Origin of the sequence: Paraglaciecola psychrophila 170 (genome assembly GCF_000347635.1) — a bacterium.
Classification (GTDB): domain Bacteria; phylum Pseudomonadota; class Gammaproteobacteria; order Enterobacterales; family Alteromonadaceae; genus Paraglaciecola; species Paraglaciecola psychrophila.
Genome location: NC_020514.1, coordinates 49,514 through 68,569, shown reverse-complemented (window position 1 = coordinate 68,569; position 19,056 = coordinate 49,514). Strand labels below are relative to the sequence as shown.

The 19,056-nt window shown below is 39.4% G+C and carries 19 protein-coding genes and 2 pseudogenes; 7 read left to right on the top strand and 14 right to left on the bottom strand.

The features are described from left to right. Positions 1-5: 5 nt before the first annotated feature. Positions 6-293 (bottom strand): hypothetical protein, encoded by a 288-nt coding sequence (locus C427_RS00325; protein ID WP_007641991.1) that lies wholly within the window; start codon positions 291-293, stop codon positions 6-8. A gap of 365 nt (positions 294-658) precedes the next feature. Between C427_RS00325 and waaA the strand changes: the two genes are divergently transcribed. Beyond that, positions 659-1,972, top strand: coding sequence for a lipid IV(A) 3-deoxy-D-manno-octulosonic acid transferase (gene waaA, locus C427_RS00320; RefSeq protein ID WP_007641993.1), 1,314 nt, complete (start codon positions 659-661; stop codon positions 1,970-1,972). Positions 1,973-1,980: 8 nt separating this feature from the next. Here the strand turns inward: waaA and C427_RS00315 are convergent, their stop codons facing one another. Next, positions 1,981-3,057 carry a glycosyltransferase family 4 protein gene (locus C427_RS00315; RefSeq protein ID WP_007641995.1) on the bottom strand — a complete coding sequence of 359 codons (1,077 nt, stop codon included), beginning with the start codon at positions 3,055-3,057 and terminating at the stop codon, positions 1,981-1,983. A 108-nt stretch (positions 3,058-3,165) separates the two neighbouring features. Between C427_RS00315 and C427_RS00310 the strand changes: the two genes are divergently transcribed. Further along, a complete protein-coding gene (locus C427_RS00310; RefSeq protein ID WP_007641996.1) occupies positions 3,166-3,891 on the top strand; it encodes a 3-deoxy-D-manno-octulosonic acid kinase in 726 nt (241 codons plus the stop codon). Here the strand turns inward: C427_RS00310 and C427_RS00305 are convergent. Beyond that, positions 3,884-5,251, bottom strand: coding sequence for a capsule assembly Wzi family protein (locus C427_RS00305; RefSeq protein ID WP_007641997.1), 1,368 nt, complete (start codon positions 5,249-5,251; stop codon positions 3,884-3,886). The genes C427_RS00310 and C427_RS00305 overlap by 8 nt on opposite strands. Positions 5,252-5,588: 337 nt before the next feature. Between C427_RS00305 and C427_RS00300 the strand changes: the two genes are divergently transcribed. From C427_RS00300 to coaD, 3 genes are all read left to right on the top strand, one after another. After that, complete coding sequence (locus C427_RS00300) at positions 5,589-5,984, top strand: adenylyltransferase/cytidyltransferase family protein (protein WP_034900128.1); 396 nt, start codon at positions 5,589-5,591, stop codon at positions 5,982-5,984. Further along, positions 5,981-7,009, top strand: coding sequence for a CDP-glycerol glycerophosphotransferase family protein (locus C427_RS00295; RefSeq protein WP_007642000.1), 1,029 nt, complete (start codon positions 5,981-5,983; stop codon positions 7,007-7,009). The genes C427_RS00300 and C427_RS00295 overlap by 4 nt, the downstream gene beginning before the upstream one ends. A gap of 81 nt (positions 7,010-7,090) precedes the next feature. Further along, positions 7,091-7,585: a pantetheine-phosphate adenylyltransferase gene (gene coaD / locus C427_RS00290; protein ID WP_007642001.1), complete on the top strand. Its 495-nt coding sequence runs from the start codon at positions 7,091-7,093 to the stop codon at positions 7,583-7,585. Positions 7,586-7,736: 151 nt separating this feature from the next. On the opposite strand, the gene mutM is transcribed toward coaD, so the two are convergent. From mutM to radC, 8 genes are all read right to left on the bottom strand, one after another. Continuing rightward, complete coding sequence (gene mutM, locus C427_RS00285) at positions 7,737-8,549, bottom strand: bifunctional DNA-formamidopyrimidine glycosylase/DNA-(apurinic or apyrimidinic site) lyase (protein ID WP_007642002.1); 813 nt, start codon at positions 8,547-8,549, stop codon at positions 7,737-7,739. A 3-nt stretch (positions 8,550-8,552) separates the two neighbouring features. Beyond that, positions 8,553-9,026, bottom strand: coding sequence for a hypothetical protein (locus C427_RS00280; RefSeq protein ID WP_007642003.1), 474 nt, complete (start codon positions 9,024-9,026; stop codon positions 8,553-8,555). Positions 9,027-9,352: 326 nt separating this feature from the next. Further along, positions 9,353-9,508 (bottom strand): 50S ribosomal protein L33, encoded by a 156-nt coding sequence (rpmG, locus tag C427_RS00275; protein WP_007625402.1) that lies wholly within the window; start codon positions 9,506-9,508, stop codon positions 9,353-9,355. 11 nt (positions 9,509-9,519) lie between these two features. Beyond that, the gene (gene rpmB / locus C427_RS00270; RefSeq protein WP_007625404.1) at positions 9,520-9,756 is read right to left on the bottom strand and encodes a 50S ribosomal protein L28; all 237 of its coding nucleotides are present in this window, start codon (positions 9,754-9,756) and stop codon (positions 9,520-9,522) included. A gap of 263 nt (positions 9,757-10,019) precedes the next feature. Further along, positions 10,020-11,108, bottom strand: a complete 1,089-nt coding sequence (locus tag C427_RS00260; protein WP_007642005.1) for a glycosyltransferase — start codon at positions 11,106-11,108, stop codon at positions 10,020-10,022. A 782-nt stretch (positions 11,109-11,890) separates the two neighbouring features. Then, positions 11,891-11,959: a hypothetical protein gene (locus C427_RS28640; protein ID WP_407636137.1), complete on the bottom strand. Its 69-nt coding sequence runs from the start codon at positions 11,957-11,959 to the stop codon at positions 11,891-11,893. Positions 11,960-11,982: 23 nt separating this feature from the next. Further along, the gene (locus tag C427_RS00255) at positions 11,983-12,186 is read right to left on the bottom strand and encodes a glycosyltransferase family 25 protein (protein WP_034900130.1); all 204 of its coding nucleotides are present in this window, start codon (positions 12,184-12,186) and stop codon (positions 11,983-11,985) included. A 499-nt stretch (positions 12,187-12,685) separates the two neighbouring features. Next, complete coding sequence (radC, locus tag C427_RS00250) at positions 12,686-13,360, bottom strand: RadC family protein (protein WP_007642010.1); 675 nt, start codon at positions 13,358-13,360, stop codon at positions 12,686-12,688. Positions 13,361-13,500: 140 nt separating this feature from the next. Between radC and coaBC the strand changes: the two genes are divergently transcribed. Further along, positions 13,501-14,706: a bifunctional phosphopantothenoylcysteine decarboxylase/phosphopantothenate--cysteine ligase CoaBC gene (coaBC, locus tag C427_RS00245; protein ID WP_007642012.1), complete on the top strand. Its 1,206-nt coding sequence runs from the start codon at positions 13,501-13,503 to the stop codon at positions 14,704-14,706. A gap of 25 nt (positions 14,707-14,731) precedes the next feature. After that, complete coding sequence (gene slmA, locus C427_RS00240) at positions 14,732-15,322, top strand: nucleoid occlusion factor SlmA (RefSeq protein ID WP_007642014.1); 591 nt, start codon at positions 14,732-14,734, stop codon at positions 15,320-15,322. Between the two features lie 70 nt (positions 15,323-15,392). Here the strand turns inward: slmA and C427_RS00235 are convergent. The 3 genes and pseudogenes from C427_RS00235 to C427_RS00225 form a co-directional block, all read right to left on the bottom strand. Beyond that, positions 15,393-17,020, bottom strand: a pseudogene (locus C427_RS00235) (M28 family metallopeptidase). Between the two features lie 20 nt (positions 17,021-17,040). Continuing rightward, positions 17,041-17,646, bottom strand: a pseudogene (locus C427_RS00230) (IS1595-like element ISGps1 family transposase); the annotation flags it as partial. Between the two features lie 125 nt (positions 17,647-17,771). Next, positions 17,772-19,010, bottom strand: coding sequence for a leucine-rich repeat-containing protein kinase family protein (locus C427_RS00225; RefSeq protein ID WP_007634274.1), 1,239 nt, complete (start codon positions 19,008-19,010; stop codon positions 17,772-17,774). Positions 19,011-19,056: the final 46 nt, after the last annotated feature.

Genomic DNA, 19,056 nt, shown 5'->3' with positions numbered 1-19,056 from the left:
TTAATTTATTTCCCCAGTACTTTAATAACATTGAAATTATCGCCATTAATCGGCAGCATCAAATAACCAATAGCACCTGGCTTATGACCAACTCGCTCCGGCATTTCTTGCTCACTTTGCACCTCAATAGACTCTTCCCCTAGTCCTGAAAACACTAATTTATTCCATATACGATCCAGTTGATATGGAAACAAACCGAGCACTTTGGTGCTGAAAGCTTGATGTGTTTGATGTCGATTTGGAAGAACATAAACAGTAATTGCTTGACCATTAGGCCAAATAGTTTGGCGCATAGAAAAAATCCTTCGTATTTGTTCGACGCTAATATCTTTAGATTCAACCGAGGGATTTACCACAACTTGTATTGTAGAAGCCTGACTTCTAACAGAAAAGGATACAGATAATAGGCAGCTCAAGCCTATAAACAAAATTGAGTAAAAATGTTGACCAATTAGATTCAAAAACAAACTCTGTACAGGGTGAAATTTTACACTAAATGAGTTTTAACAAAAAGCGAGGACTTAATAAAAATTAATTACGATTCAGTCTGTTAGATTAATTATAGTATGCCTCAATTTAAAGTATTGTTAGTTCCTCATTTGTCAAAACCTGCTAAAATAACTTTAGTTTTGAATACTCTCATCTGCTCTTATAAATCATGACCCGAAATTTCTATCCCAGTACCAAGCAAACCGCTGTATTACTCAGCTATTCATTATTATGGATACTGATTATACCCTTTGCCCTTTGTCACTTTGTTTATCAACTTATCAGGCGTAAACCAGGATATACAAAACTCCGTTTATCCCGCTATGGTTTCACATTAAAGCAAGGTAACCATGAGAACGGCCCTTTGATCCATTGTGCGTCAGTGGGCGAAGTGGTGGCAATACAAAATTTAGTTGAACAATTATTAGAGCACAACCCCAAACAACGCATAACTATCACCACCAATACCACCACAGGTGCTGATAGGGTCAAGCTACTGTTTGCGGATCGTGTTAACCATGCTTATCTACCCTATGATTTCCCTCCTTTTATAAAGGTTTTTCTAAACAGAAAACGCCCAACCAAAGTGCTTATCAATGAAATGGAATTATGGCCAAATTTGTGTGACCAATGCTGGCGTTCAAATATTCCTATTTTTATCATAAATGGCAGAATGAGTGAAAAATCGACCAAAACTTATCAAAAATATCCTTCTTTATTTCAACCTATGTTTGAAAAAATCACTTCCATCTGTGCCCAAGACCAAAGAGATTATCAGAACTACCTGACTCTTGGAGTCAGCCCTGAAAAGCTAACCTTAACCAATAACATTAAATTTGACTTAAGCATTTCTGATTACGATATCGCCTTTAGCCAAACGCTTAAAACCAGCTTTGCCTTAGAGTCGCGTTTAATTATTGTGGCTGGCAGCACCCATGAGCCAGAGGAACAAATTTTACTGGATGCCTACTTGGCGTTGGTAACACTTTATCCGGCGTTATTAATGATTATAGTCCCTCGTCACCCTCAACGCTTTGAAAAGGTTCATCAACTTCTACAAACACAAAATATTGAAACGGCTTTAATGAGTGACGTAAAACCATGTACATCCATGACCCAAGTATTATTATGCGATCAAATGGGCAAGTTGCGCTCCATCTACGCATTGGCAGATATCAGTTTTGTAGGAGGCAGTTTAGCGGATAGAGGTGGGCACAATGCCTTGGAGCCTGCGGCTATGGCAGTACCAATATTGATGGGTGAGTCGACTTATAATAATCCTGCTATTTGCCAAGCCTTAGCCGATAGCGGCGCGTTACTAACAGTGACAGATGCTCGACAAATTGAAGCGGCTTGTAAAACGTGGCTAGACAACCCCGAACAAAGAAAACATGCAGGGGATGCTGGCAAACAAGTGTTAGCTCTTAACCGTGGTGCCATTCAAAAAACGCTGGATGTCCTCACTGCGTTCAACTCTCCTTAAAAGCATGCCTATTGTAAGCTACGAAAAAAAGTGATTAAACGTGTTGCTTCGTCTTCCACACGATAACTGGCCTCGACTCTTTTTCGCCCTTCAATACCCATTTGGGTTAGTTTTTCAGGACTGGATAACATTAAGTCCATTTTTTCGATAACAGCTTGCTGATCATTCACAGGCACAATATAACCATCGACTGCTGGGCGAACAATTTCCTCCCAAGCGCCGGCTTCTGTTGCCAATACCGCTGCACCGCTGCTCATGGCTTCCAAAACAGTTAAACCAAATCCTTCGTTATCACTCAAGGCTGTAACCAAAGACAGTGCACTAAATATTGTGGGTATTTGTTCAAATGGAAGTTCACCGGTGAAAGTTATCCTATCAGCCATATTGGCTTGTGCCGCTTTGGCTTTTAACTGTTCGACAAACTCTTTGTTACTTAATGAAATTGCGCCAACCACTACACAGTGGTAATCAGGATACTTGTCAAACAGTTGAATGCACGCTTCAACAAACAAATGCACCCCTTTTTGTTTTCTGACACGACCTAAAATTCCAATACCATATTTTCCTCCAAAACCTAATTCAGTCCATGCTTGCTGTTTATCTTTAGCAGGTAAATAATCATTAACTTGCACGCCATGGGGGTTGACCAAGTCAGGGGGATCACATAAAAACCCTGCCGATCTTTTACTTACCGCAATCACAGCGTCCATTTTTCTGGTTAACCACACTGTTGATCCAGAACGTTTACGCTGCGCGGCCGAACTAAACACCAGAATGATTTTTGCTCTGAACAGGTATTTAAGCAATATACCCTGAATCATTTCGTCGACGCGGCGAGCATGAAAAATACGCCACTTACCGTTTTTGAGTGGTGTTCGACACATTTTTGCAGTTTGCCAAAAACTGATAGCTAAGGCCGGTTCAGGCAAAAAGTGCGTACCCATGATGCGTAAATTAATCAGCTCTTTTTGATAAGACATAACTTGCAGCATTGTAGATGTCACACCAGAGAAATTTGAATTGGAATTACCAATAATTAATTCAACTTCGCCTGACTGTGGTTTGCTAGAAACATGATTATTCATAGATGGGGATTACTCAATTTGTTGAAACACAAAACAGCTATCTGAACCTGCACTTACCTCGGTAATGTGTATACAATACACCTATTACTTCTGAGTCAAAATTGTAACATGGCTATTATTAAGCAAAAAACAATTAACGCCCACGCCATGCTGTTTGATGCAGAACATTTCGCTGCGCCCATTCCAAAAATGTTTTCAGGTCAATATTGGCAGTCACAAAGTGCCATAACAGGACAAGCAACCGGCCGAGGCACCACCTACTTTTTTCAACATGACAAAAATGAATATGTGTTACGTCACTATCGTCGCGGTGGCTTGATTGGAAAAGTACTGAGTGATCAATATCTGTATACAGGTCTTGAGCAATCCCGAGCATGGCAAGAATTTAAGCTACTACAGCACATGGAAAATATGGATTTAAATTGTCCAACTCCGATCGCAGCGATGTTGAAGAAAACAGGCTTATATTACCGAGCCGATATTATTTCAAAAAAAATTCCCAGCGCTCAAGACTTACATCATATTCTACTAGCAAACAGCTTAACCGCTGATGTATGGCAAAAAATTGGGCAAACCATTGCCAAGTTTCATCATCATCAGATTTATCACCACGATTTAAATATCCACAACATTATGCTCGATACAGAAAACGAGGTTTGGTTAATTGATTTTGATAAATGCGGAATTAGACAAGGCAGTAATTGGAAAAATTCAAACATGGCGCGCCTAAAGCGCTCCTTTGAAAAAGAAAAACGATTACGTAATATTCATTGGCAACTGGCCGATTGGCAAATACTCATATCTGCCTATAACGAAGCGGCAAAGACTAATTAAGTCGATATTTAATCTCAGCAAATACTAATGCATCGGTTTTTGCATCAGCATCGTCGACTTCGCCACGTTCAATGCTTGCACCCAATTTGACTAACCAATCACCGTAAGCGGCTTGATAAAAGCCACTAAGCCTGAGTATTTCCTCGCTCATACCATTTAGTACTGGTGCAGGTTTTTGCTTGTCTTTATTAAGGGTTAGTTGATTAATAACTAACTCAAATAAGTCACCATCCCTGAAATTTTTATTGATACCTAACGTGAGCATCTTTGCATCACTATCAAAACTACTACCGATAGCACGGTCATAACGACGATAACCTGATTGATAAGTTTCATGCTCATAATAACAATTTTTTTCATTAGTGCCGGCATTAGAACAAGCAACATTGGTATCACTAGACTCGATAAACACTTTATTGCCCCACAGGTAAGTTGATAAACCCATCAAATTAGCATTATCAGTTACACGATAATAATCAACCGCATCTTCACCAATACGTTGTCCATAAATGCTAAAAGGCCGATCGAACCACATCATGGTGTATTTGAAATCCAAACCTGCAAGATGGTTACCGAGTTTGGAATCTAAGGCATCATCACAAGTCGCCGCACCGTTTGCACATTCTGTTTGAAAGGTCACCACTTTAAACCAATCACTAATGGAATGAGGTTGCCCTTTACCGCCCCACATTGCACTCCAAGACAACCCCAGTTCTAAACCAGACACGGGACTGAAATTAAAGCGTGTCATCCACAACTTAGTATCCGGCACGGCTCTTTGACTCTCTAACTGTCCAATTTGCGCAGTCAGAAACCAAGGGCCAAGATACCGTAACCACTTATTTTCAGAACGAATGGCTTGAGAACGAGAAAAGCTGATAGAGGGAACCGGTCTCGCATTATTAGACATAATCAGACTGCTAGATTGTGCTGGCCCCCACCACTGGTTCAATGAACCCACTCGTAAATTCCAATCACCAAATTGATAAGCCAAAAAACTTTGATCAAAGTGGCTTTCCCCGCCCCGTTCATGGTTAGCCGATATTTGCCCAGCCCAACGACCAGCATAAAACTCTTTAGTTACATTGAGTTTGACTTTTTCAGCCTGCACACCATTAAACCCCACAAACCTGCTGTCGTCTGTTGCGCCATACAGGCTGATAACAGACTGACCTTTTTGTTTCTTATGGGCTTGTAAATAATGCTTCAATCGCTGCGCGAAAATGCCTGGAATACTCGGAAGAGTGTTTACTTGGAGTTTTTCTAGTTGCTCTGTGATGCCTTTCCAAGGAACAGGGTAACTGCTTACTGATGCATCTAGCACTCCCCACTCCACTAACACTTGCAAGTCTTGATGCAAATGCGGTTCAAGTGTGCCGATCCAAGGAGAACACCACCCCTTAATTGACCAGAATAAACAAATATAAAAACAGTAAAAATGTCTCTGTCGAACTTTTATCAACATCATCCCCAATAAAATATTTTCTCGTCTTGGGCACTGCCCACGTAAATAACCGACCTTTAAACATACTGACTAAATGACTAATTATATAAGTCATTTAGTCATTGCCGAACGGCGGCTTTTACTAATCTCTAACTAACCGATATCATACGGAATATATTGTACGAATGCTAAGAACAATGAGCCTGAGTAAAGGCTTTAATAGAATGTCAGTTTTTTAATAAATAGGTGAGCAGTGAGTAGAGTCATAACATTTGGTACATATGATGTATTACACATCGGACATATAAAATTGCTGAAGCGCGCAAGGTCATTAGGAAACCATTTAATAGTAGGCGTATCCTCTGATAAGCTTAATAGAGATAAAAAAGGACGAGAGCCGATTTATCCACTAAAAAGTCGATTAGAAATTATTTCTTCACTGAAGTTTGTTGACGAAGTATTCGTCGAGGATTCATTGGATTTAAAAGCCGAATATATTAGCTCAAAAAATGCAGATGTTTTGGTCATGGGTGATGATTGGCAAGGTCGATTTGACCATTTAAACGAATACTGTAAAGTAGTATACCTTCCACGTACACCTTCCATTTCCACCACCGAAGTTATTGAAATAATTAAGGAAACAATGTGAAGCACTATCTATTTTATATTGCTCACAATTACGATTTTGAAATTTTACGTCCTCTACAACAAGAAATACGTCGACGCGGTGATGACGTGGCTTGGTTTGTCGAAGGTAACGAATTCAATCCCGATTATTTTTATCCAGATGAACGTGTACTAGATAATATAACTCAAATAATGGATTACAAACCTCGAGCAGTATTTACACCTAGTAATCTAGTGCCCCTTTTTATTCCAGGCATTAAAGTACAAGTGTTTCATGGCTTTGAATGGAAAAAGAAAGGGCATTTAAGAATACGAGGTTGTTTTGATCTCTACTGTACTCAGGGACCATTTTTCACACACAAGTTCAATCAGCTCAAAATCCGCCATCCACATTTCAATGTAGTGGAAACTGGTTGGCCAAAAGTTGACACTCTGTTCAATGCAAAGGCCTATACATGGCCCAATCAACGATCTGCTAAGACAATATTATATGCACCTACTTTTTCTCCAGCTTTAACCTCTGCTCAGGCGTTATATGAAGAAATAGGTAGGTTATCAAAAAACCAAGAGTGGCAATGGATAATAAAATTCCATCCCAAAATGGCAAAAGATTTGGTTCAACAATATAAAGATTTAAGCAGTGAAAACCTGCATGTTGTTGAAACCGCAGAGCTAGCGCCTATTTTACAAGCAGCTGATGTGATTGTTTCTGATACATCGTCAATCATTACCGAATTTGGTTTACTTAATAAACCGATTGTCACATTTAAAAATAAAGAACCTGAAGCCCATTTATTAAATATTTCCGAGGCAAGAAGCTTATCTTCAGCAATAGAAAAAGCCCTTAAAGCAGACCAATCAATGTTAGAAAAAATCAAACATAATACTAACTTAATGCATCCTTATTTTGATGGCAAATCCTCAGCCAGAGTATTAGATGCTGCAGAGAAAATAATCCAATCACCATCTACAGAGCTGCTAACTAAGCCATATAGTTTATTACGACAATTTAAGATGCGAAAAAAGCTAGGCTATTGGAAATTGTGATATACACCATTAAAACAAATAAATTAGTCAAATTCATCCTAATCGGGTTAGCCTAAAAGAAATGAAGCAATAAGGTCAATTATGCATAGAAAAGCGATATACCCGGGTACGTTTGACCCTGTTACTAATGGTCATGCAGACCTCATTGAGCGCGCAGCCAAAATGTTTAACCAAGTGATTGTCGGCGTAGCTTCGAATCCCAATAAACAACCTTTGTTTAGTTTAGAAGAACGAGTCGAACTCATTAAACAAGTGACGGCACATTTGGATAATGTAGAAGTGATAGGTTTTAAAGGGTTACTGGCTGATTTTGCGGATAGCCAAGGAGCCAGTGTTTTAATTCGTGGGCTTCGTGCTGTATCCGATTTTGAATATGAGTTTCAACTAGCGAATATGAACAGAAGGCTCAATCCTGACCTCGAAAGTGTCTTTATGACACCCGCTGAAGAAAATTCCTTTATTTCATCCACCTTAGTCAAAGAGGTAGCTTTGCACAGAGGGCGCGTAAACGAATTTTGTCACCCAGCGGTGATTGATGCGTTGCAACAGAAGTTACATGACAAAGAGCCCCGCTGAGGGGCTCTTTGTCATCGCTGAGGGCTCTTTGCAATCGCTGAAGGCTCTTTGCAATCGCTGAAGGCTCTTTGTCATCGCTGAAGGCTCTTTGTCATCGCTGAAGGCTCTTTGCAATCGCTGAAGGCTCTTTGTCATCGCTGAAGGCTCTCTCTTAGCGCTGACAGGTTTCACAGTAGAAAGTATTACGTTGCCCAATGGTGACTGACTTGATGGGTGACAGACACGCATCGCAATTTTCACCCGCACGACCATAAACCAGTAGCTGCTGCTTAAAATAGCCTGGTTGTCCATCTGCTTGCGCAAAGTCTTTTAGGGTCGTGCCACCTTGCTCAATAGCGCTAGCCAAAACTTTTTTAATAATCTCTGCAAGTTGCAAATAACGTTTTTTAGTCACTGTGTTGGCAGCTTTTCTAGGGTCAATGCCGGCAATAAACAGTGATTCGTTAGCATAAATATTGCCCACCCCCACCACCACTTTATTATCCATTATGAATTTTTTTACAGCGACAGATTTACTACGAGACAATTCATACAACCTATTTCCATCAAAATCGTCCGTTAATGGCTCTGGGCCAAGTGAAGCCAATAAACTTAGTATCGGTTCATTACGTCCTTGCCATAAACAAGAGCCAAACCTTCGCGCATCATTAAAACGCAAGCACACGCCATTTTGCATAACGATATCCAAATGATCATGCTTCTTCACTTCGGTATTGCAATCCACCACACACAATTTGCCTGACATGCCCAAATGCAGAACAATGCTGCCTTTACAGGTATCTAATAACAAATACTTCGCTCGGCGACGAATTGAAGTAATAACTAAACCTTCGGCTTGGTGAATAGTTTCTGGAATAGGCCAGCGCAACTGACGCTTACGTACAATAATCTCTTTAATGACTTGATTTTCAAGATGCGGGGTAATACCCAACCGACTGACTTCGACTTCTGGTAATTCAGGCATGTTTTACTCTGATAGGGTTAACATTTGATAACTAGGACTGATTAACTGATACGTTTGTTGGTCTATTTTCACTAAGGTTTTATCATCTAGTTGCATAAATTGATACTCAATAGGCAACGCTTGTCCAGCAAACCAGAGTTGTACTGCTGAGGAAGGTGACGGCCAATTAGGATTTTGATCAAATAAACTAATTTCTGCATTGATCCAATGTTCGACTAAGCTTTCAAGCTCTTCATTGCTGTTCCCTCTAGCGTATTTCCCAGATGTTGTTCGCCAACCTTGACCAATACGCTCTACTTTGTATTGTTCGAACGCCATGGTGGTGATGACCATATTAAAAGGCACAAGGGTGAGTAATGATGGAGCTTCATCACCTCCATCATTTAAAAAGCTGCTGCTGAAATTGAATAACATAATCAGCACTAACATACTGACAATGATGACATTGTTCCATGCCCGTTGAGATAACTTGATCATGTAAAAGTAAAACCGGATAAGTATATATGCCCACTCTACCCCAAAATGACGGATTCAGCGGGAGTTTAAGTGTTTAGATAATGCTTTTTAAAAATCCGTTTAGATCGGCCCCCCAGGCAAAGCGTCGATTTGCAGACGCCCTTTCTTAAAAAAGGGGGCTAAATCAAAAATGGCTAACGCATCGTTGGTGGCCGCTCATTGAAGCCCCCACTCGTTCTGAAACGTGCTTTTTGAGGTGCGATGGCTATTATAAAAATACTGGTAATAAGGTGTAAACGCAAAAAACCCGGCAAAGGCCGGGTTCTTCAGGAGACAAAAACAATAAATTACTTGATTTTGGCTTCTTTAAACAAAACGTGCTGGCGAATTTTAGGATCAAACTTTTTGATCTCCATTTTGCCAGGCATATTACGTTTGTTTTTATCTGTAGTGTAATAAAAGCCTGTACCAGCACTAGACACTAATTTAATTTTTTCGCGCATAATCTGATTCCTTAAACTTTAACACCGTTGGCACGCATATCAGACAATACTGTATCGATACCTTTTTTATCAATAATACGCATACCTTTAACAGATAAACGCAACTTCACGAAACGGTTTTCACTTTCAACCCAAAAACGGTGGGATTGAAGGTTTGGCAAAAAACGACGACGGGTCGAATTTTTAGCGTGAGAACGGTTGTTACCTACCGCTGGACGCTTGCCTGTAACTTGACATACTTTGGCCATGGCCTTTGTCTCCAAACAATCTAAAAAAATTTAGCTCTGATTCACATTTAATTGTAATCAATCAATGAGTCAGCTAACGCTATTACAAGAGGGCGCATTTTATACAGTAAAGAACATATTAATTCAACAACAATGTGTAAATAGCGATCATTTTTATCAAAAAGCCATGGCCACGGCTTTTCATTAATAATCACTGAGCCTTTGGCATATTCTAAAGTTAGTAACAACCGATTTAAAAAACACGATAAGCCATCAGTAAATTATTATGTTTTACATAATGACCGAAATAGTACTTTATATTCACCTGCCATTCGTTCAAGGGAGTACTGGCTTTGTGCCTTATTTTGGCCATTAGTCGCCATTTTTGCAGTAAAGTTTTTGTCAGCCAATAATATTTCAACAGCATCAGCCAAAGCTTGTGGTGATTGCGGTTCAACTAAATATCCGTCTTCAGCGTGCACAAACATTTCTTTCACTCCCACTACTTCACTGGCCACAATAGCACATCCAGAAGCCATAGCTTCAATCAGAACCAGTGGCATCCCTTCATAATGGGTGCTCAGTGCAAATATTTGATAGTGAGCCAGCAGTTCTGGCAAATTTGTACAATGGCCTAAAAATGTAATTTGTTGCTCAAGATTTAACTTTTTTACTAGCTTTTGAGCCGATACCAAATGTGCAGTTTTACCTAAGCCAGCAAAACTCAATTTAACTTCAATATTTTTAAGTTTTAGCAAGGAAATTGCTTTTATTAGGCTGGTTTGGTCTTTCTGCCTTGCGAATCTAGCCGCCATGATAATTTCAGCTTTTCTCTGTTCAAAAGGAACGTGAGTTGGTTGTTCAAAACGAGTTAAATTGATGCCATTTGGAATACTTACAACTTTATCTACAGGAAAACCTAGTCGCAACAAGTTTTCTTTAACACCTTCAGAGCAACCAACAATTTTGGCAGTATATTGCGACAACCATTTAGCTTGCTTAAGCCTAAGCCAAGTATATCTTTCTCTTGAGTTATGCTCTACGTGAATAAGGTGAGGCACTTTTGCTAATAATCCCGCATAACGGCCCCAAATATGTTCGCTGAAACCATGCACAACTAAAATATCAGGCTTATATTCTTTACATATCTTATATAGTTGGTGAATCGTTAAAATATGTAACATCCCTGACACTACTCGAGTATCAATACCTAAGTTACGAAAGTTATTGAGTTTTTCTTCAGTAGTGGATTTTTTCTTACGTAATACCAGAAGAGATTCAATATCTAAAGTTTGATTGGTATTTTCAATAATTTCTTTTGCAACATTTGTTGAACCCGAAAAACCGCCTGTTACAAAATGTATTACACGCATTAAAACTTCCTTAACTTATCAATATTTTTTGGCTCATATATGTACATAACAGTAACACTCATTGGTGCATAAATTGACTTCAGAGGAATATATTTAGATATTTAAGAAAATAACTAAATATATTTACTAGTGACAAGGTGACAATTTCAGTCGCCTATTCCAGTCAATACATCGAAAAAAGATTATGTGCTAAAACACTATAACAAGAAGGTGATCTAGAGGTCGTAGGACAATTTTTTATTAGCCGTCGCTGGCAATCGAATAAAAATATCGTAAGTTACTAATCGACTGGTTTCTGAAAACGCTAGAGTTTGTTGTATTGGGTAGAATGTATCCTCAGAAGCACTGAACAAACTATCTACTCATGTTTTTTTTATGACTTTGCAGCTACTTATTTGAAATTAAAGTCGCCGTATGTTGCCTATTTCTAAAATAGAAAAGCACCTGCTTATAAAACTTAAATATTCGACGCCTTTTTGATTTTTTACGAGCGCCCTTATTTTCAATATCACTGTCCATGTTGTGGATAATTTCAAAGGGATAGGGCTACATACCAGAAATATAAAGGCCATTTTCCCAGCAATGCTGGATATCTACATCCACTGGCCGACCAAATTTCTCTGACATCGCCAATAGGTATTTTGTCATACGTGACAATATTTACGGTACCGAATAAGTCCGAAAAGATAATTTTTCGCTTACTTGGAAACTCCCCTAGTTTAATACAATGCCAAGGTTGTTTAATTTGAGTTACATTATTTACAAGCTAAGAGATATCAGTGTTATTGATAATAATCGTCTTCAAATACTAAAACAAAATCTAACTGCTCATCTACAATTTTTAGCCACACTTTTCTGTAGCTAAGATAACAACCTATTCCCCAAAAGTTAATAAACAATGAGATTGCTGGTGATTCAAATCAACATCATAACGATCTGCTAATTCATCGTGCCTTAGCTTACCTCCATCGACAGCATTGACCCTTTCAAAATCATATAGCTGGCTTTGACTTTTCCTCATTCGCGATACGGATACGTCTAAGTTGATCACAAATATTTTACTTGGACACTGTGTCATATCTGAAACTTACTTTCCGGTTTATTTATTTGACCTCGAAACTAATATTTTTTGATGATACGAAATACGGTGTTTAAAGGTAGGTTAGTAATCAACGACATTTCTATTTGAGCGATGTAAAGTTTAGTGTGAATTTAGTCATTCTCATTATAAATAAAAATATCATGGCGCAAAATTTCAGTCTTAAATTGATGTAATTATCAGTTTGAGTGGCCACAAAATATAAACCTAACGTACGCTCATACGTACTTGCTAACGACCAATGCTTGTGACGAGAACATACACGGGAAAACCTTAATAACCTCACTGAGTCCTTGAGGGTCGTCAGTCGGCATAATGAGCGCCCTGCAATAACGTTTCAATTAAAACGGGTGCCAATTGGGGTTCAACTTCTGTGGCTAGAGAAGCAATTGGAATCAAATGGATTGTAAACAGTCTTTATACTCCTTGGCTAATCCAAGGTCTAATTCAAATCACACCATTTACTTTTTTAAAATTTTCATAACAACCCTCTTTGTGCAAATGATACAGCGACTCCATCGCCAATCACAAAATGATCAAGCACTTTAATATCCATTAAATTAAAGGCGTCAATGACGCGTTTGGTGATACTTTTATCAGCTTGGCTTGGCTCTGCAATACCAGAGGGGTGATTATGAGCGAGGATCACCGCAGCGGCATTATCTAATAATGCTTGCTGCACTAAAACACGAGGATAAACAGATGCGCTATCAATTGTGCCGTAAAACATCGGGCGATATTTTATGAGTCGATGTTGACTGTCGAGTAATAACATCGCAAATACTTCATGAGGCTGATCCCTTAGCTTGGCAATTAAATACGCTTGAGTTTGCTCTACTGAGTTGAATGCATCGGTTTTGTCTAACGTTTCTGCCATAGAACGTAAACTGATTTCTACACTTGCTTGTAATTGCGCAAATTTTGCCAGACCTAAGCCTTTTATTTGACAAAAGTCACGCTCAGAAGCCGCAAGCAAACGGCGCAAACTTCCAAATTCTGAAAGTAAATTTCTAGCAAGATCAATAGCACTAACCCCTTTAACACCTGTGCGCAGGAATATGGCTAACAGTTCTGAATCGGACAGTGTTGCGGCTCCTTTCGCTAAAAGCTTTTCTCTGGGGCGCTCATGTTTAGGCCAATCTGTAATTTTCATGCATCCTTGCCTTATCGGTCGTTTATCAGTTGCAGTTTCGATGTTACTACTTATCAAAACTTCAAAATAAGCCTAGCAAATGAAGGCTGTTCCAGCCAATAATGTATTCATTTAGCCCCGTAACATGTTAAAAAGAACCCATGCAACACGAAAAAACCAATATCATTTTAGGTATTACTGGCGGCATAGCAGCCTATAAGACCCCAGACTTAGTACGTAAGCTCGTTGCCAAGGGCGCAAACGTGCGCGTGGTCATGACAGAATCAGCTAAAGAGTTTGTCAGCCCATTGGCTCTGCAAGCTGTCTCAGGCAACTCCATTTCTGATAATTTATTAGATAAAGATGCAGAAGCTGCAATGGGACATATCGAACTAGCGCGATGGGCGGATAAGTTATTGGTCGCACCTGCCACTGCTAATTTTATGGCTAAATTAACACACGGTTTGGCAGACGATTTATTGTCTACCTTATGTCTTGCGACACCTGCGCCTATTTATATAGCCCCTGCGATGAATCAACAAATGTGGTTCGCAGATGCAACGCAGGCCAATTTAAAGATCTTAGAACAACGTAACATTCACATTTTAGGCCCCGCACAAGGGGAGCAAGCCTGTGGCGATGTAGGACCGGGGCGTATGCTTGAACCACAAGAGATTGCAGATTTATTAGCACAACAGTCACTTGAGCAATTGTTGACTGGAAAACGTATCACCATAACCGCAGGCCCAACTCGCGAAGAAATTGATCCCGTGCGTTATTTGTCTAATCATAGCTCGGGGAAAATGGGTTATGCATTAGCCATTGCAGCACAAGAGCTAGGGGCCGCAGTGACTTTAATTAGTGGCCCTGTGAATTTACTTCCGCCAGCTAATATTCAAACTATATCTGTAACCAGTGCAATACAAATGCATGAAGCAGTCATGGAAACGATCCATAATTGCGATATTTTTATAGGCTGTGCCGCAGTAGCCGATTATCAAGTACAAAAAAAATCCAATCAAAAAATCAAGAAATCAGACAGTGAGTTAACACTTACTTTTATTAAAAACCCTGATATTCTTAGTGATGTAGCACATTTAGCTAATGCGCCTTTTACTCTGGGTTTCGCTGCAGAAACTCAAAATTTACAGGAGTATGCGTTAGGTAAATTACAGCGTAAAAAGCTTAATATGATTGCTGCAAATGACGTATCTGATAGTACAATCGGTTTTAACAGTGAGCAAAATGCACTTACAGTATTTTGGTCAAAGGGTGAAAAAAAGCTAGAGGTTGCCGATAAGCAATTACTAGCTAGGCAGTTAATGCATCTAGTAGCCCAAAGATACATAGAAGAGTCAAACGACTGACGCCACTTTCGCCTAGGAACCCAGAATGCCAGCTACCAAACGACCCAATCGCCGTGCGCAAATTCTTCAAGCACTGGCGAGCATGTTACAAACCAACCCAGGACAACGTATCACCACTGCCAAATTAGCTGCGCACGTAGGCGTATCTGAAGCAGCTTTATACCGTCACTTTCCCAGCAAAGCACGAATGTTTGAGGGATTGATTGAGTTTATTGAAGAAACCCTGTTCTCTCGTATTAACAAGATTATCAATGAAGAAAAAGATACGGCTACCCGCTGCCAATTAATATTGCACCTTATTTTGGGTTTCGCTGAAAAAAATCCTGGTATAACCCGTATTTTAAATGGCGATGCTTTAATGGGCGAACAAGATAGATTGAGACAACGCATTGCACAATTGTTCGAACGCTTAGAAACTCAGCTAAAACAAGTATTGCGCGAACGTAAATTGCGTGAAGGCAAAACATTACCTGCAGAAGAAGGCATCATTGCTAATATGTTAATTTGTTTTGCCGATGGGCGTATCAATCAATTTATCCGCAGTGAATTTACCAAAAGACCTACCGATAATTTTGCCGAACAATGGCAATTAATTCATAAGAACTTTTTTGCTTAAGCTTTCATAATATAACAAAAAGGGGGACTCAATTGAGTCCCCCTTTTTAGTTTGCTTTTAACATTCTCTTTTATTTTGAGAAGTTATCACCAAAGAAGTCACCTTCATTCCACCTAGACCGTTGTGCTTGATTAGCTAACGTCAGACCAATGTGATAATTCACCTCAGTAAACTTAGTTGCTGCTTGCCAATTAAAGGCTTGGCTAAAATCATCACCTGGCTTGTGATAATTAGTTTTAAGAAAATCACTAAATTGCTTGCTACCATCAACCTCAGGATCTGCCGATTTGAAACCAGGTACTAAAAACACCGATGGAATACCCTGTTTAACAAAGCTGTAATAGTCAGAGCGAGTAAATAGCGCTTGGTCAGGACTTAACTCTAATCCAATCTTCTCAGCCGCTTTAGCTACAGAATTTTTCATATCACTATGGTCGGCACCAAATGCAATAACATCAGCAAATTCGTACAGCAATATTGGCATATCAAGATTAACGTTGGCAATCATTGAGCCCATAGGTACGGTAGGATTTTGAGCATAATAATCTGAACCTAATAATCCTTTTTCTTCACCTGTTACAGCTACAAACAGAATGGAACGTTTAGGACGCTCATCAAGCTGACTAAACAAACGAGCGGTTTCCAGCATCACTGAAGTACCCGATGCATTATCCATAGCACCATTGTTAATTTTGTCTTTTTTAACCGTTCTAGCAAATCCGATATGGTCAGAGTGAGCAGAATACACGACATATGCATTTTTAAGACTAGGATCTGAGCCTTCAAGGATCGCAGCCACGTTTGGACTAGAGATAGACTTGTGAGAACTTGTAGATTCAAGCTGGATTTCCAAAGGCAAATCAAAGCCCTTAGGTGACTCGTCTTTTTCCAACATAGCGTAAATTTGCTCTAAATTTTGTTGTGCACCTGCAAATACAAGTTCTGCCGCTTCTTTGCTGAAATATGCAGTTCCTTTAATTTGTGGAAACACACCAGATGCGTTTCCATCTTTGTCTAACCAGCGAACAGCAGGCGTATGTAAATAGTTTAATAAATTTTGATAAGGCCTTACTTTTTCGCCTGTTGGAGTGCTAATAGTGATAAAACCTACGGCTCCATTTTCAGATGCGTGACGATGTTTTTCATGGTTTGAACCAAAGTGAGCCCCCTCTTCACTGGGGAAGGACTTAGGTTTACAAGATAAGACGACCACTACTTTGCCTTTCACATCTATATCTTGATAATCATTGTGCTGCAATTCAGGAGCAACAATACCGTAACCAACAAACACTAACTTACCCGTCATCCGAGACACTTCTTCTAGAGGATTAGGATAAGTGAGAAATTGTTTAGAATAATTTAACGTCATATCGCCTTGTGAGCCAATTAATGACAATTTTATTGAGGATTGGTCAATATTAGCCTGAACAAATTTCACCCTTTGCATATATGTTTCGTCGTCGCCCGCTGGTGTTAAACCGTATTTTTCCAACTCAGCAGCGATATATAACGAAGCAATTTCGTGCCATCGAGCCCCTGTATCTCTGCCTTCTAATAAATCATCAGATAAAAACCTGAGATGCGCCTTAATCTGTGATGCTTGTGCAGAAACTTCAGATGTTTGTTGAAACTGCTCAGATTGACACCAACTAATAGAACCGCCGTCAACATGACTCCTAAGCCAAGACTTAATTTCATTACATGCCTATGCACCTGGCTCAGGTCGATTTTACAGGTAAGTGAATTATTGCTAAGTTTAACAATCGGTTAGGTATTTGTTTTTCGATAAATCGACGATTGAACCGATAACAGAACTCATCAAAGTATTCTTGTAGGTATTTTCCGGTTACACCATGAAACGTACCTAACAAAAACGTTCTTAAATTGCCGATGGCTATATGTACCCACGGTAACCATTCATCAACTAAATAACCCGGGGTTACTCTTGCCTCATAGTTTTCTGTTTGACCTATAATATTCAATGCCGGCAATGCATCAGAATGAACTTGTTGGCCTTGTTTCAAGTGTTTCTTGACGAATTCATTCACGCTAAAATGACAAATGCTATCGACCACTGCCATTGCGATAAATCCTGCTTTTTTATCCTTACTTTCACAGGCTATCAGCACATTCTTTTTTCCTGCTGCTCCGCGTCCTCGTTTGCCTTTTTGTCTACCGCCAACCAGAGCGTCGTCTAGCTCTATTGTGCCACTTAATTGATATAAACTATCTCTATGCCCCATAGCCGTTCTAAGTTTCTTTAAAATCAGCCTCGCGGTTCGCCAATTGACTTCTATTAATTTACTGAGTCTCAGTGCTTGAATCTGCCGGAGTTAAACAAGCGACAAATGCTTATTTGTTTAACTCTTGCTTTTTTTAATATCAGACCGCTTTGTTGATTTCTTATTATTACCACTTGAGTTGCTTGATTAAAGCTACTATTAAATGGTTAGCTAACCTGATTGGCTAGGGTTTGATATTCATTACTGGTTTTATCTTCTTCAGCACAAACACTCAATAAGTCTTCGATAAAGTAATTCAGAGCTCTCGCTTCTATTTGTTGAATTTGGCCTTGCTGCTTTTCATTTAACATGTGATACATAGTGGCCGCTCCAAAATCACCGAAAATGATGTTGGCATCTTGATCGAACAAAGTATTGTGTGCATACAAATCGCCATGACTAACCTGATTATCATGTAGGTGGGAAAAAACTGACTGCATTTGTTTCACTATCTTGCTTATTTGCTCAATGGGTAATGTAAAATCCATTTTAAAGGTATCGCGAGTACACGTATCAAAACCCGGTGGCAAACCAAGATTGTTATAGTGTTCTGGAATAAGTTGCATCACTAAAGCTAAACAGTCTGGTTCATTTACCTGAGCTAAAGACTTCACCAGACTTGCATGGCCTCCAACTTTTAAACACGCCTGCAATTCATCTTCTGGGTAACCGTCGCTCGTTAATTCGCCTTTAAATACTTTAACGGCGACTTCATCTGGGAAATCATCTGTTGGTTTATTCCAAACAGCTTTTGAAATCACACCAGACGCTCCTTGCCCTAATACGTTTTGCAAAGCAAAACTTGAATAAGGCACCACAGGAACGGATTGAATATCGATGTCAGTACGCGTAAACGGATTACCTGAAAATGCCAACCAAGCGAGTTTAGGTAAAGCCAACAATTGGTCAGGACATTCGGTTAATTGATTCGCCGAAATACGCACCAACTCAAGGTTAGTCAATTGTGTTAGGTTGGAGGGTAATTGTGTAAGTTGATTACCCGCCAAGGCTAATTTTTGCAACCTTGGTCGTTCACCAAGGGTGTCTGGCAAGCTGCATATATTGTTATCGGTTAAAATTAACCAGCGCAGCTTTACGGGTAATGATTCAGCAGGTACATATTTGATTTTATTGGATTTAAAACCCGCCATATCAAGACTTTCACATTGGCCAAGACTCTCAGGCAAGGTTTCAAAGTGATTGTTGGAAGCAAATATAATCTTAAGTTTAGTAAGCTTATTTAACTCGTTGGGTAATGCAGATAGTTGGTTATTGGATAAATCTAGAATTTCTAAACTATCAGCTAATGATAATATTTCAGTTGGAAATATACTCAGGTTTTCTGACAACGTTAAACGGGTAATACCAGCCAATTGGCCAGACTTTAGCTGTGCAAGTGTGTGCAAAATGAAGCGTCCATAACAAAGCTTAAAAAATCGGGGTAAGGCTACT